Source organism: Richelia sinica FACHB-800, from assembly GCF_014698825.1.
Taxonomy (GTDB): Bacteria; Cyanobacteriota; Cyanobacteriia; order Cyanobacteriales; family Nostocaceae; genus FACHB-800.
In genome coordinates, this window is record NZ_JACJTT010000025.1 from 1 (window position 1) to 15,332 (window position 15,332).

A 15,332-nucleotide genomic window follows, 5' to 3' on the forward strand; every position below is an offset into this window, starting at 1 on the left:
ACTGTTATTCAAATGTCTTTTTACACTCAATATGTCTGTTTTTATTCTCAATTAGATGTTTTCTCTCCGTAATTTCCCTCTGTGACAGTTAGGGGGCGGAAGGTGGGATTTAGGACTTAGGTGTAGTCTAGAAGAAATTGATTTGAGGTTGCTTTTCTGTGGTCGCAATAACGAAAATACATTAATTTCCTGTAATATCAAATCGAAAAATATTTGCAACAGATGATTACCCCACCAACGCTGTCCCGCACCCTCCCCGCTTGCGGGGAGGGTTGGGGAGGGGTTTACTCAATGTGTTGGTTGCTGTTGGAGAAGGGGTAATTATGCCTTTACTGAAAATTTGCTAAACCACAATTTTGTTCAGATCATCTTCCTCTAAGTAAGTATTGAGCAAACTCCACAGTTGTAGGTCTGTGAAATCAGGAATAGTGATAAACGCACCTACTTCCTTTAATGTTTGGGGTTCATGGGTGGAAGCAACACCCACGGTTGGAATTCCTGCACCCACAGCAGCACGAATCCCTGGGCAAGAATCTTCTAAAGCGATCGCTTGATTAGCTGTAATACCTAGTCTTTCTAGTGCTACTCTATAAGGTGTAGGGTTTGGTTTAGGTGCAACACAATCTTCTGCTAAAACAACCGTATCAAATGCTGTTTGAATTCCCAAAGTAGATAGCATAAACTCGACATTCAATCTCGGTGCATTTGTCACCAAGGCTCGTTTTAAGTTATGTTTTTTTGTCCAGGATAATAATTCGCTAAATCCTGGTAAAGGCTGAAGATGAGATGCTAATTGTCGAAAAATAGCTTCTTTTTCATCTGCAAAGTCTTCGGCTTCTACAGGAGATAATTGGGGTAAGATATCTTTGATAATTTCTGGATTTAGCTTGCCACTAATTCGTGATTTGTAAAATGCTTCATCAATTTCTACACCATAGTTTAAGAGTATTTCTCTCCAAACTTGGTAATGGATGGGGTCAGTGTTAGCAATAGTTCCATCTAAATCAAAGAGAATAGCAGCCAGCATGATTTTTTGGTAAGATATAAACCAGTATTCAGTTAGTTTACATAATTTAGATCCTTTTGCTCTTCATTTTCCGTCGCAGGTTGAGTCAGATTTAATACGAAAATGATTAGGCTAAATCCTGTTACCCATATGCAAGGGGGTGTATATGGGTTATGTCCGGCAAAATCATTAACCTTCTGTGTAAGCAAATGCCAACTGCTACAAAATCATTTGATGTCGATTCTCTCTCGGTGGAGATTTACAACTCGTCAGGAGAAATGGCCATCGGTGTGGCCGAAATTGTCCACAAATATTTAACAAATTTACTGCAAACACAGGCAGAAGTAGCTATATTACTAGCTACAGGTAATTCACAAATTCAATTTTTAGATGCCTTAATTGCCTTGGGTGGAATTGATTGGTTAAGGGTGACTTTATTTCATCTAGATGAATATTTGGGGATTAAGGCTGACCATCAAGCCAGTTTTCGCCGTTATTTACGGGAACGGGTAGAAATAAAAGTATTACCACGCCATTTTCATTATCTAGAGGGTGATTGTTTAGAACCAATTAAGGAATGCGATCGCTATAGTAAATTACTCCAAGCCCAACCAATTGATTTATGTTGTTTGGGTATAGGAGAAAATGGACATTTAGCCTTTAATGACCCTGCTGTTGCTGATTTTCAGGATACTTCTGGAGTGAAACTAGTCAAACTCGATTTAGACAACCGTCAGCAACAAGTCAATACAGGCCAGTTTCCCAATTTAGAAGCTGTGCCTCAATATGCTTTTACTGTCACTATTCCGACCATTTGTGCAGCGAAAAAAATAATCTGTCTGGCACCAGATCAGCGTAAAGCCAAGATAGTCAAGGAAACACTGCAAGGTAATATTACTACTAATTGCCCAGCCTCTATTTTACGGCTTCAACCTCAAGCCACTTTATTTTTAGATATAAATTCTGCTCATTTACTCTAGTAATTCTATCGGTTGTTGCCAGGATTTAACAAGCGACTGCTGGTTGGTTAAAGTGTGAATAAGTAATAGCGAGTGCAGCACTAACACCAACCCTTCCCCTCAAATTAATCAATTTTATTTGGCGAAGATTTTCTGTAGTAAATTCATTTTTATTTTCCTATTTTTACTTAAATTACTATTGATTTTTTTTGGTCTAAAATATCATCAATAAATAGACCAGCGCGATGCACATCAGCCGGCAGTTCATGAGGTTCTAAAGTGCCTTTAGGTAAGTAAACTAATTCTCTCAAAGGTGTTACCATTGGGTCATCTGTGACTTTATAAGGTAGTCTTCCCATGGCTACACTATCTAGGTTTAATTGATGGCGGTCATAAACAGATAGTTCATATTCTTCGGTAAATGATATGCAGTTAGTCGGGCAAAATTCCACACAATTACCACAGAAAATACAAACTCCAAAATCAATGCTGTAATGATTGAGTTTTTTCTTCTTATTTTGTTTATCAAATTCCCAATCTACTACTGGTAAATTAATCGGACAAACCCGTACACAGACTTCACAAGCAATACATTTATCAAATTCAAAGTGAATCCGTCCTCGGAATCGTTCCGAAGGAATCAGTTTTTCATAAGGATATTGGACAGTGATAGGACGACGCTGCATATGGTCAAAGGTTACAGCTAATCCCTGTCCGATATATCGACCAGCTTGAAAGCTTTGTTTTGTGTAATCACCAACTTGTTGCAGAAATTTAAACATGAGTAAATTATTGACAACTCATAATCTAATAAGCAAGGTAAGAGTTGCTGTTGGTGATTACTTCCATCAAATGGAAGAATTATCAATTCACTTTATTGAGGAACACTAATCAAGATTTTTGACTAAAATCTCTGGAGAATTCCTTAATGCTATATTCAGGATCGGTAAAATCTCTCCTTAAGTAGATGATATAAATTTGAAATCAATCTTTATGCCTTTAAACAACCATCCTCCATTTCGATAATACGGTCAGCAATATCTAAAATACGATGGTCATGGGTGACAATTAAAATCGCACAATTTTGCTTTTTTGCTAGTTGCTGCATCAATGTCACAACATCTCTGCCAGATTTGCTATCTAAAGCTGCTGTTGGTTCATCAGCTAACACTAATTTAGGATGATTTACTAAAGCACGAGCAATGGCAACTCTTTGTTTTTGTCCACCTGATAAATCTGAAGGGAAATAATCAATTCTATGTCCTAATTTAACAGATTGTAGCATAGCTTCTGATTTGAGGCTAGATTCCCATGATGAGATATGGTTGTGTAATTCTAATGACATTTGAACATTTTGTTTAGCTGTCAGAAAATCGAGTAAATTATGACCTTGAAAAATATACCCGATTTGCCGTCTAATTTGGACTAAATCTTGATCACTAGCTCTATTTAATTCTTGACCTAAATATTTTAAACTGCCTTCTTGTACAGAACGTAGTCCACCAATTAAGGTGAGTAAAGTGGTTTTACCTGATCCAGAAGGACCAGTCATAATTACTATTTCTCCACCATAAATATTAAGATTAATATCAAACAAAATTTGATGTTTACCAAAATATTGATTGAGGTTTTTAATTTGGATAACTGGCGTAAATAGCATATATTATTGGTTATTTTATCAGACATTAAAAAATATCGGCAGGATTGACTCTGCGTAGCTTAGTAGTGGAAAAGAATCCAGAAATTAGACACATAAAAATTACGGAAATTAAAACCAATATCATTTTGCTAATATCCATCAGCACAGGTAGTTTTGTAGCACCTTTAGCTACATCATAGAGAATGGTAGAAATAGCAAAACCAGGAACATAGCCTAAAATTGCTAAAATCATGGCTTGTTTAAAGACTACATTCAAAAGATATTGATTTTGAAAACCCATGGCTTTAAGGGTTGCAAATTCTACTAAATGACTGGAGATATTACTATAGAGAATTTGATAAACGACAATGACACCAACTACAAAGGACATAATTACCATCAAGTTAAAAACAAATCCGATGGGAGTCCTGAGAGTCCAATAACTTTTTTCAAATTCAATAAATTCTTGACGTGTCATAACTAACACATCTTTAGGTAGTTGTTCAGATAGTTTTTTGATAATTTCTTGAATATTTGCATCAGATTTAAGATGAATTAATCCTATATCAATATCATCCGCAGAACGTTCTTTGAAAATTCGCATAAATGTAGAGGAACTAACGATTAAGTTTCCATCTACACCAAAGGAAGGTCCAAGACTGAATAAGCCACAAATTTTCACTTTATATCCGATTAAACCTAAATAACTAAAAATTTCTAGGCTTAAAGGTTGATTTTTTTGAAAATATTCAGCAATAGGACCAAATTCTGGGCGGGATGAACGGTCAAAAAAGACTTGATCAGGTATTTTTAATAATGAAAAATCTTTCTGAATTTCTGGTAAATTCAAAATAGGATTAACTGGATTAAAGCCAATTACATAAATAGGATACTTACGCCCATTAATAGGGTTTTTAAGTTTGGCAAACTGTAAGTATAAAGGATCTACGGATTCTACTCCTGGAAAAGCTAAGATTTGATATAATCGGCTACGGGGAAAACTTTGATTAGATGTTAAAGATTTATATTGAGCACTAATTAAGAATAAGTCTCCTTGTAAATTATGATGTACTTGAGTGGCACTGGCATAGAGTGCATCTTGAAACCCAATTTGCATAAACATCAAAACTGAGACAAAAGCTATTCCTGCCAAAGCCACAATAAAACGTAGTTTTTGTTTGACTAACTGTAGCCAAGCTAAAGGTATGGTGAGTAGCATATAGTAGCCCTAATTTTCAACATGTTGATGATGGACAAAGAAAAAGTAAAATATCTGTGCATATTTGCTTGAGTCTTTATCCACCCTGGTTTTAGAGTTGATTTATATACTTAATTAGTGCCTTTTGAATAAATTTGTGATGAAGCTATGGTGCAGTCAGCATGTCCCATAACGCACCCGAAAATTTCCAGTTGATTTGATAAATCCTCTCTAAAGATTAAATTTTAATTAGGACTTGCACCTGTAAATTAGTTAAGGCAGAAACTAATTGGTTATCTTTAGTTTCATCAATGCGAATTCTCACATCAACAATTTTGTTATCTGTATCTGCACCGGGATTAGTATTAAAAATATTTTGTTTACCTACTTGTAAACCAATATCTGTGACTTTTCCCGTTAATTTTCCGTTTAAAGCATCACCAGTAATGATAACTGATTGTCCCAACCGCACTTTTTTAATATCAGTTTCATACACTTCAGCAACCACATACATCTGCTGAGTGCGGCCTAACTCTGCGATGCCATCACTACCAATTACTTCTCCTGGCCAAGCATGAATTTTCAGGACTTGGCCATCAATAGGTGAACGAATAGAACTTAAATCTAATTCTGCTTGTGCCTGTTTAACTGAGGCTTTGGCACTATCTACTTCAGCTTTTACTGCTTGCACATCAGTAGGACGAATTTCTGCTAAACTATTTAGCCTGGCTTGGGCCTCAACTAACTGTTTTTGTAGAGTTTCTATAGTGCGGTTGAGGGTAGCTTTGGCTTCATTGAGTTGTTGTTGCACGGTATCATATCGTAACCGTTTGGTGTCTGCATCAGAAGCAGCGATCGCACCCTGTTTATATAATTGTTGATATCGCTGGTTTTCTGTGTCTGCATTATTTAATTCTGCTTCCAGACGGCTAATAGTTGCCTTTTGAGTCACCACCTCTCCCCGTAACTCAGCCTCCAAGCGGGCAATAGTCGCTTTTTGGGCATAAATATCTCCAGCTTTTGCCCCTGCTTCCACCTGTTTTAAGTTAGCTTCCGCAACTTGAACTTGTCTTTTCGCTTTTTCTAAAGCTGCCAAATTGGCTGCATAATTGTCCAGGACTGCTATTACTTGGTTCTGACGTACCCTATCCCCCTTTTTCACCAAAAGTTTCGCTACCCTCACACCAGCTAGGGAGTTAGCAGCAGATAAACGAATCACCTCTCCTTGGGGTTCTAAACGTCCTAAAGCTGCAACAGCATTGACACTGGGAGAGGGACTGTTAGTGGTAGGGGGTGCTGGAGGTGCGGTAGAAGTGAAATTAAAATGTGGAAGGCTGTAGAGAGAAACTACACCACTAACTACAACCAAAGAACTTCCCAACATTATCGACCATAAACCCGTAGGTTTTGGTAAAGACTGCTTTTCTTTGTGTACCATAATCTTGTTTTGCTAATGACGAAATATAATTGTTGTTCTGACTTTATGGATAAAGTAGAACAGCCAGTACACCTGATAGCATTCCCTGATAACTTTGGACTAATTATTTGGCTAAGATATTGGTGAACTCAGATTTAACAGAATTCTCCACTAGCCCTTTGATTTTGATGACAATATAGTTTCAATATCCTCAACTATGCGTTATGGAATCTAAATTATTCCCTGGTAAACAAAGCATCTGACAGATTAAACCTGAAAATTTCCATAGGTCATAGACTTCCAGTTTCTAACTTTTAATTCTTAATTTTTAATTAGTGATATAGCCGTAGACAAGACAGTTAGGACATTAACTACAACTAAAACTTATACACTCAAAGGCTTTTAGCACTGTCACCTGTCACCTGTCACCTGTCACCTGTCACCTGTCCCCTGCTATATTAGCCTCTGTTTCAACCCCTCTCCCTAGAGGAGAGAGGCTAAAATGCTAATTTTTAGTGCTGAAGTCAAGGGAAAAATGGGATAGTTTATTTGTTGAGAACAACCTCTTTCTTTTTCTTCATAATCGCTAAGTATTCACTACGAGTTCCATCAACACGATAATGATCGCAAATTTGGCAAAGCTTGAGAACATCTAATCGACTAAATACTTTTTGATGTTCAATGCCATTATCCATCCGCCATCGCCAGAAGGTTGTTCTGTCAATCCGGCGCTCGCTTTCTGGCCATCTTCGTCGTGATAGAAAGTCTACCAATTCATCTTCATAAAAAGAGTATCCTTTCGGTAACTTGAGTAGTTCTTCCCTCAACTCATTAAGCGGGATGAGTGGATCTAAATCAGATAGTCTCATGCCAGCAAGCCCTTATAGTTTTGTTTACATTCCATATAGCAACTTGATAAATCAGGTGTTGATATTGTGAATAGCAGGGAAACTATGAATTTTCTTCATAAACACAGATAACAAATAATTTTCAACACGATTAATTGTTATCTATGTCCCAGTGCTATCTAGTTCCATAAATTAGTGATAATTTACCTGACTATTTCCTGAATTATCTGTTGAATCTTCAGAAGGTAATTACATGATTCAATTACACAGAATAAACTCATTATTTATCATTTTCAACCCATATGCAACAAATTAATTAATTGCTGATAAATTAATGAATTCATAAAAATTTTAATTGTTTTTTGTAAATTACCTCTTTAAAAATGCCATATTTTATGTGCTGGTTCAGCATCTCAACTCAAGAGTTTAAGGGATATGAATCTAATTAGTTTTCATCCCTTAGGCATAATTCCTAGTGGTGATGGCTACAAAATAGTGAAAATACGACTTTCGAGAGAGGAAAATAGGGTGAGTAATTAACTAATTTCTAGTCAGAAAGGAATGATGAAAAAAATCTGCTTGAAGATAGATGTGGTAGAGATAGGTGAAGCAATCGCTTTATTAAATCTTTAAGAGAAAATATCAATTGCTCGCTGTGTCTCTATTGACGAGTTAAGTAAATAAAAATGTAATTCTTTCCTTTGGATTACCCATGTAATAAATACAACAATATTAAATGAGTGAATTAAAAATAAATTATCAGTCGTGATCTAAGTTGATAAATTAATTTGATACCTGTCTAAAGTTATAGAGTTAAATATTTTTTCCAAAATCATTATGTCTTTTTTTAATAATTAATCTTCAAAAACTGATAAATCAAGATGTCTATAATTTTGAATCAAGAAAATGCAAGTTTTGGGAAATATCTCTCGCTCAAATATATAAAGAAAATAGTTGTATTGATTGATGCCTTTAATAATCAATAAATATCAAATATCTTGAGTTGCATATACGTTGCATCAGGGTTGAAATGGATGAATTACAAGTCTAGGATAAATGAAAGCGGCAATAGATGTCTGTTACAGGGGGAGAGGATAAGATTTTCGACAGGAAGCTATCCCAGCTTGAGCCGCAGAGCGCAGCATTTTACTAACTTTAAGCTAGCTACCAATAAATTATTCTGTGCAAGTAGATTATTATCTCGAATTTTGTTAATTTTCTGAAGATTTTAATCTGCCTCTAATCTCTAAATTGCACCAGCAAAATAGCAAATATAAAATCATGGCTGCTGCCAAAATTGAAGCTGCCTTGGCACAGTTAGCAAGTGAAGTCAGCGATTGTGAACAGGCTCTGCTCAGGTTAATAAGGGTGAGAAAGAATATGTCTGAAAATTCCCAGATAATCAGCGAAATTAATTCTCAATTGTCACAGATAAACGTGGCGATTATTGGTATGGCATCTATCTTTCCCCAATCAAAAAATTTACAAGAATATTGGGAAAAAATTATTCAAAAAGTGGATTGTATTACTGATGTACCTGCTTCGCGGTGGAGTATAGATGATTACTATGATCCCGACCCGAAAGCACCAGATAAAACCTACTGTAAACGGGGGGGATTTTTACCTGATATTGATTTTAATCCCATGGAGTTTGGACTGCCGCCAAATATTTTGGAAGTGACGGATATATCCCAGTTACTGGGTTTGGTGGTGGCAAAAGCTGCTTTGTCAGATGCCGGTTATGGTGATGCTGCTAATACAGTTCGCGATCGCACTGGGGTAGTATTAGGAGTAGCTATTGGTAGGCAGTTAGCAGTGCCACTAGGTACTAGATTGCAATACCCTGTTTGGGAAAAAGTCCTGAAAAACAGTGGTTTATCAGACGAAGACACCCAAAAAATCATTACTAAAATCAAAAGTGCATATGTGCAGTGGGAAGAAAACGCCTTCCCTGGTATGTTAGCTAATGTGATTTCTGGACGCATTGCCAACCGTCTCGACTTGGGAGGGATGAACTGTGTAGTTGATGCGGCTTGTGCTAGTTCCTTGGGGGCCCTGAAGGTAGCCATTAGTGAATTAGTAGAACATCGGGCAGATATGATGTTGACCGGTGGAGTTGATACTGATAACTCAATTTTTGCCTACATGTGTTTTAGTAAAACTCCCGCAGTATCTCCCGGTGAAAGAGTCAAACCCTTTGATGCGGAGTCCGACGGGATGATGTTGGGTGAAGGGGTGGGGATGTTAGTTCTCAAGCGTCTGGAAGATGCCCAACGAGATAACGACCGCATCTATGCAGTGATTAAAGGTATTGGCACTTCTAGTGATGGCAAGTATAAAAGTATCTATGCCCCCCGTCCGGAAGGCCAAATCAAAGCTTTGCGTCGGGCCTATGCAGAAGCTGGCTTTTCTCCCACAACTGTGGGTTTAATTGAAGCCCACGGTACTGGCACAATGGTGGGAGACCCAACGGAATTTACGGCTATTGCGGAAGTATTTGGCCAAAATAACCCCAAAACTCAACATATCGCCTTGGGCAGTGTCAAATCCCAAATTGGTCATACCAAAGCCGCAGCTGGGGCGGCAAGTTTAATTAAAACTGCCTTGGCACTCCATCACAAAGTTTTACCACCGACTATTAATGTCACTCAACCCCACCCAAAACTCAACATTGAGAATTCCCCATTTTATTTAAATACAGAAACCAGACCTTGGATTAGTCACTCTGACCAACCGCGCCGGGCTGGGGTGAGTTCCTTTGGTTTTGGTGGCACTAATTATCATGTGGTCTTGGAAGAATATACCAGGGAACATCATCAAGCCTATCGGTTACACCCAACTCCGGAAACATTGCTCATTTTTGCCCCTACACCAGGTGCATTGTTATCTCGGTGTACAGAAATTCAACAGCAGTTACAATCTGAAGAATCAGAACAGCATTATCGAGAATTGGTAGTTGGCTGTCAAAATGCGGAAATCCCTGTTAACTATGCCAGACTGGGATTTGTTGCTAATTCCCTTGGTGATGCGAGGCAGTTATTACAAATTGCCATTGATGGGTTGAAAAGCCAAGGAGAAGCGGAATTTTGGAAACATCCCAAAGGTATTTATTACCGTCATACAGGAATAGATACTACAGGGAAAGTAGTAGCCCTATTTTCTGGTCAAGGTTCCCAGTACCTAGAAATGGGTCGGGAAGTAGTGATGAATTTCCCTTGCTTGCGTCAGGCTTACACAGAAATGGATAGGTTGTTGAGTGAAGATAACCTCCAACCAATTTCTGAGGTAGTTTTTCCACCCCCTGTATTTACTGAAGCGGCAAAGAAACAGCAGGTAGAAACTCTGCAAAAAACAGAATATGCCCAACCAGCCATTGGAACTTTCAGTTTAGGGTTGTACAAGATTTTACAACAGGCAGGATTTAAGGCTGATTTTGTCGCTGGTCATAGCTTTGGGGAAATTACAGCTTTGTGGGCTGCGGGTGTGTTGAGTGAGTCAGATTATTTGTTCCTGGTCAAAGCTAGGGGACAAGCAATGGCTACTCCCTCTGACTCTGAAGATGTGGGAGGCATGTTAGCGGTTCAAGGCGATGTTAGTCAAGTTCAGGCATTAATTCGCAATTTTCCCCAGGTAGCTGTGGCTAATTGGAATTCTCCTCAACAAGTGGTGTTAGCTGGGAAGAAGGCGGAAATTGCCCAGGTGGAGGATATTCTCAAAGCCCATGGTTTGAATACGACTTTATTAGGAGTTGGGGCAGCTTTTCACACACCTTTGGTAGCCCATGCCCAAAAACCTTTTGCCCAAGCCATTGAACAGGTGCAGTTCCAACCAGGGCAAATTCCAGTTTACAGCAATGTCACTGGTCAATGTTACCCAAATTCACCTTCAGCAGTTCCCAAAATTTTGAAGGAACATTTACTCAATCAGGTACAGTTTCAACAGGAAATTGAAAATATCTATGCTGCCGGTGGTTATTGCTTTGTAGAGTTTGGCCCGAAGAATATTCTCACAAATTTAGTCAAGGAGATTTTGGGGGATAAACCACATATAGCTGTGGCAGTTAATCCTCATCATACAAAAAATAATGATCACCTCCAGTCTGTGGGAAGCGATCGCACTCTCCGAGAAGCTGTGATGCAGTTGCGTGTCGCTGGTATGCCCCTGCAAAACCTCGACCCCTATCAAATTTATTCCCCCATTCCCCCACAAGTTGCCCAAAATAAGATGTTGAATGTGCGCTTGAATAGCACCAATTTACAGGAAAAGACTCAAGCAGCCTTTGCTAAGGCCTTAGCAGATGGCCATAAGATTAATGTCTCACCAAATTTGCAATCAGTAGCTTTCCAGTCAACCCCAATTGTCAATGATTATCATACAGAACTGACCAACGGTAATCATCATCGCTACACTGACAACGAACATGGGGAATTAGTTAATGGTAAGAGTCAAGCTGTAAATCAGAATTTCGAGAAAATTGCTACCCATCTTCCAGGTTACAGCCAAATTATTGATAGCTTGGAGAACTCCCTAGCAGAATTTAGCCGTCAACAGCGCGACTTGGTGCAAGTTCACGAACAATCTTTGCAAAATCAGACAGAATACACTAAGGCCTTTGTCCAATTAATGCAACAGCAGCATTCTTTATTGGCCAATAGCCCAGCCAATGAACATCAGTCGCAAACACAGCAATTAGCGATCGCTAGTTCTGAGCGTAACATGATGCGGTTCCATGATCACCAAGGTGATACCCTCCGCATCCATGAACAATATCTCAACTACCAACAGGAATACACTCATCATTACTTTCAATTACTTCAGCAACATTATCAGCTAATAAAGCCAGAAAACCTAGTTTTAGAATCTCCCCATAACGGTTTTAGTCATGGTCATCATTCTCCCACTCCAGTGGAAAATAACGGTCATAAAAAACACACTGCAACTATCACCGTTGTTCCCACTACCCCAACTAAAATTGATAATTTCACCCTCAGTCAAACTCTGCTGAATATTGTCAGTGACAAAACAGGTTATCCCATGGAAATGTTAGACCTGTCCATGGATATAGAGGCAGATTTAGGGATTGATTCGATTAAAAGAGTGGAAATTTTAGGAGGACTGTTAGAACTTTACCCTGATTTACCCAAACCCAACCCAGAAGAATTAGGTCAATTGCGAACTTTAGGGCAAATTGTTGAATATATTCAAACTTTAATTCCAGAATTATTCAGTCCTCAAGTAGAGATTTCGGAAGCGGTAATTGCCCCAGCCCAACAGTTGGTAGAAGTTCCCACAGAGGTGATTCCATCTGAACCAATTACCCAAGTTGCGGAACCTGAATTAGAACCAAAGTCATGTGTTGAATTACCAACTGACCTCAATCAAATTTTCCTCAATATTGTCAGTGATAAAACTGGCTACCCTGCGGAAATGTTAGACCTGTCTATGGATATAGAGGCAGATTTGGGGATTGATTCGATTAAAAGAGTGGAAATTTTAGGAGGGCTGTTAGAACTTTACCCTGATTTACCCAAACCCAACCCAGAAGAATTAGGTCAATTGCGAACTTTAGGGCAAATTGTTGAATATATTCAACAGCAAGCATCAAGTGTCACTCATTTACTGACAACACAACATTCAGCCGCAACAGTTTCCAAATTAGACCACAATATTCAGCGTAGTGTTGCCCAGTTAGTGCCACTTCCTCAACCTGATTTTTTAGAATTTAATTTACCAGAAAATCACGTCATATTAATTACTGATGATGGTTCAGAAACTACTGCCAAACTAGCGGCAACTTGTGTAAATAAAGCTTGGCGAACAGTTATTCTTAGCTTCCCTGACCAAATATCTACCTTAGACCAGGGAATTCATCAGGTGGTTTTATCAGATTGGCAGGAAGAGACATTACAACAAAAATTAGAATATATTTCCCATCATTATGGGTCTATTGCTGCCTTCATTCATTTACACCCAATTAACCATAACGGAACCAGTCACACTGTCCAATATTTAGAAACAGAAAAAACTATCCTGCGTCACGTCTTTTTAATTGCCAAATATCTCAAGGAACCCCTTAACCAAGCAGCGAGTCAAGGACGCGGTGCTTTCCTTGCTGTTACCCGGTTAGATGGAGAATTGGGACTAGCCCAACATCATAATTTCGGTGTCATTGGTGCAGGACTATTTGGGCTAACTAAGAGTTTAAATCAGGAATGGGAAGGTGTATTTTGTCGTTCCCTAGATTTAAGCCCAGACCTAGATAGTGATACCTGTGTTCAACACATTATTGCTGAACTACATGACCCCAATCTTTTGGTGACAGAGGTAGGTTATAGCCGCAAAGGTAGATGCACAATTAGTACAGAATTAACTGAATTAATTCCCCATCCATCATTATCAATTAACAAAGACCAAGTATTTCTAGTTAGTGGTGGTGCCAAAGGGATAACAGCCCAATGTGTCATCAAACTTGCCCAAACATATCAATGTAAATTCGTCCTCTTAGGTCGTTCTCACACAGAACAACAACCAGTATGGGCAGAAGGTTATGAAAATGAAGCTGAATTAAAACAGCGTATCATGGAATATTTTCTTGCCCAAGGGGAAAAACCCACCCCGATGATGGTGCAGAAGAAGTTTCAGACCATTTCTTCCCAACGGGAAATTCACCATACCCTCAAAGCTATAGAAGCAGCAGGGGGACAAGTAGAATATTTGAGTGTGGATATTAGCGACGGGGTGTTACTCAAGGAAAAACTAGCCCCTGTAGTTGAACGTTGGGGAGAAATAACTGGCATTATTCACGGTGCAGGTAATTTAGCTGATAAACGCATTGAGAAAAAGTCAGTTCAGGATTTTGAGACAGTTTACACTGCTAAAGTCAAAGGCTTAGAAAACCTGCTGCATTGTGTTCCACCCCAGCAACTCAAGCATTTGGTCTTATTTTCCTCAGTGGTCGGCTTTTACGGTAATGTGGGACAATGCGATTATGCGATCGCTAACGAAATTCTCAATAAATCAGCCCATCTCATTAAACTGCACCATCCCCATTGTCATGTCCTCACCATTAACTGGGGCCCTTGGGAAAGTGGTATGGTTTCACCAGAATTAAAAGCAGCTTTTGCGGAACGAGGTATAGAGACCATTCCTGTTGATATTGGCACACAAATGTTAGTCGCAGAACTAACAAATCCGCAAATAGATCATCCGCAAATTATCATTGGTAGCCCCTTAATTTATATTCCCAATCACTTACCCCAGGAATTAAAAACCTATTCCATTCAACGCCAATTAACATTAACAGCCAATCCCTTTCTACATGACCATGTGATTGCTAGCCGTCCCGTCCTTCCCGCTACCTGCGGCTTAACATGGATGGCTAATAATTGTGAACAACTTTATCCTGGCTTTAAAACCTTTGCTGCTAACAATTTCAAAGTCTTAAAAGGCATTGTTTTTGATGAAAATCTTGCTAATCAATACACAATTGACTTAGCAGAAACAGCAAAAATCAATGATCAGCAAATAGAATTTACTGCTAAAATTAGTAGTAATACACCAGCAAATAAAATCAGGTATCATTTTAGTACCAACCTGCTCTTAAAGCGAGACATTCCTGTTTCTCCTCATTACGAACAATTAAACTTGGTTCAGGATCAAGAATTTCTCCCTATCAACCAATCTCTCTATCAAAGCGGTGGTAATAGTCTATTCCACGGTACTACTTTTCAAGGTGTACAATCTGTCCTCAATGCTAGTCATGAGCATCTCACCATCGAATGCTCTCTACCCCAACCCACAGCACAGCAACAAGGGCAATTCCCAATCATCACATTTAATCCCTACATTGCTGATGTTCAAATTCATTCACTATGGTTGTGGACCCAGATTTTTAAACAAGTAGGTTGCCTACCATCAGAAATCAAAACCTTTGAACAATTTGCACCAGTTCCCTTTGGTGAAAAATTTTACGTCACCTGTCGCATCACATCAACCACAGAAACCAATGTCATTGCTGATGTTATTACCTACAGTCACCAAGGGCAAATATATAATCGCATGATTGGTGCGGAAGGAACATTTTTACCCAGAAAAATAGCACTTTAAAAAGTAATTTCATTTTAGAGAATAAACCACATCTTGTTAAAAATTTCAGCCCAACAGGAAAATAATAAATCAATTCAAGATGTGGTTTTCTTATCCCATTTTCCAGAATTATTGCAACAGATGTAGATTGGGTTTCCTTCCTCAACCCAACACCTCAAA

General features: G+C 38.6%; 8 protein-coding genes. 2 read left to right on the top strand and 6 right to left on the bottom strand.

The features are described from left to right. Positions 1-343: 343 nt before the first annotated feature. On the bottom strand, positions 344-1,027 hold the full coding sequence (locus H6G73_RS16390; RefSeq protein WP_190606374.1) for an HAD family hydrolase: 684 nt from the start codon (positions 1,025-1,027) through the stop codon (positions 344-346). A gap of 188 nt (positions 1,028-1,215) precedes the next feature. Between H6G73_RS16390 and H6G73_RS16395 the strand changes: the two genes are divergently transcribed. After that, on the top strand, positions 1,216-1,986 hold the full coding sequence (locus H6G73_RS16395) for a glucosamine-6-phosphate deaminase (protein WP_190606376.1): 771 nt from the start codon (positions 1,216-1,218) through the stop codon (positions 1,984-1,986). Positions 1,987-2,153: 167 nt separating this feature from the next. On the opposite strand, the gene ndhI is transcribed toward H6G73_RS16395, so the two are convergent. The 5 genes from ndhI to H6G73_RS16420 form a co-directional block, all read right to left on the bottom strand. Next, positions 2,154-2,747, bottom strand: coding sequence for an NAD(P)H-quinone oxidoreductase subunit I (gene ndhI, locus H6G73_RS16400; protein ID WP_190606378.1), 594 nt, complete (start codon positions 2,745-2,747; stop codon positions 2,154-2,156). Between the two features lie 209 nt (positions 2,748-2,956). Then, complete coding sequence (locus H6G73_RS16405) at positions 2,957-3,625, bottom strand: DevA family ABC transporter ATP-binding protein (protein WP_190606380.1); 669 nt, start codon at positions 3,623-3,625, stop codon at positions 2,957-2,959. 25 nt (positions 3,626-3,650) lie between these two features. Further along, entirely contained in the window at positions 3,651-4,823 is a 1,173-nt protein-coding gene (gene devC, locus H6G73_RS16410; RefSeq protein ID WP_190606382.1) for an ABC transporter permease DevC, read from the bottom strand. A 217-nt stretch (positions 4,824-5,040) separates the two neighbouring features. Next, positions 5,041-6,240, bottom strand: coding sequence for an ABC exporter membrane fusion protein (locus H6G73_RS16415; RefSeq protein WP_190606384.1), 1,200 nt, complete (start codon positions 6,238-6,240; stop codon positions 5,041-5,043). Positions 6,241-6,764: 524 nt separating this feature from the next. After that, complete coding sequence (locus H6G73_RS16420) at positions 6,765-7,088, bottom strand: hypothetical protein (protein WP_190606386.1); 324 nt, start codon at positions 7,086-7,088, stop codon at positions 6,765-6,767. 1,260 nt (positions 7,089-8,348) lie between these two features. Here H6G73_RS16420 and H6G73_RS16425 point away from each other — a divergent pair. Further along, positions 8,349-15,173, top strand: a complete 6,825-nt coding sequence (locus H6G73_RS16425) for a type I polyketide synthase (RefSeq protein WP_190606388.1) — start codon at positions 8,349-8,351, stop codon at positions 15,171-15,173. Positions 15,174-15,332 lie beyond the last annotated feature (159 nt).

Bases quoted from the DNA above. Each gene is read 5' to 3' on its own strand.
- H6G73_RS16390 (WP_190606374.1), bottom strand. From the start codon at position 1,027: ATGCTGGCTGCTATTCTCTTTGATTTAGATGGAACTATTGCTAACACT.
- H6G73_RS16395 (WP_190606376.1), top strand. From the start codon at position 1,216: ATGCCAACTGCTACAAAATCATTTGATGTCGATTCTCTCTCGGTGGAG.
- ndhI (WP_190606378.1), bottom strand. From the start codon at position 2,747: ATGTTTAAATTTCTGCAACAAGTTGGTGATTACACAAAACAAAGCTTT.
- H6G73_RS16405 (WP_190606380.1), bottom strand. From the start codon at position 3,625: ATGCTATTTACGCCAGTTATCCAAATTAAAAACCTCAATCAATATTTT.
- devC (WP_190606382.1), bottom strand. From the start codon at position 4,823: ATGCTACTCACCATACCTTTAGCTTGGCTACAGTTAGTCAAACAAAAA.
- H6G73_RS16415 (WP_190606384.1), bottom strand. From the start codon at position 6,240: ATGGTACACAAAGAAAAGCAGTCTTTACCAAAACCTACGGGTTTATGG.
- H6G73_RS16420 (WP_190606386.1), bottom strand. From the start codon at position 7,088: ATGAGACTATCTGATTTAGATCCACTCATCCCGCTTAATGAGTTGAGG.
- H6G73_RS16425 (WP_190606388.1), top strand. From the start codon at position 8,349: ATGGCTGCTGCCAAAATTGAAGCTGCCTTGGCACAGTTAGCAAGTGAA.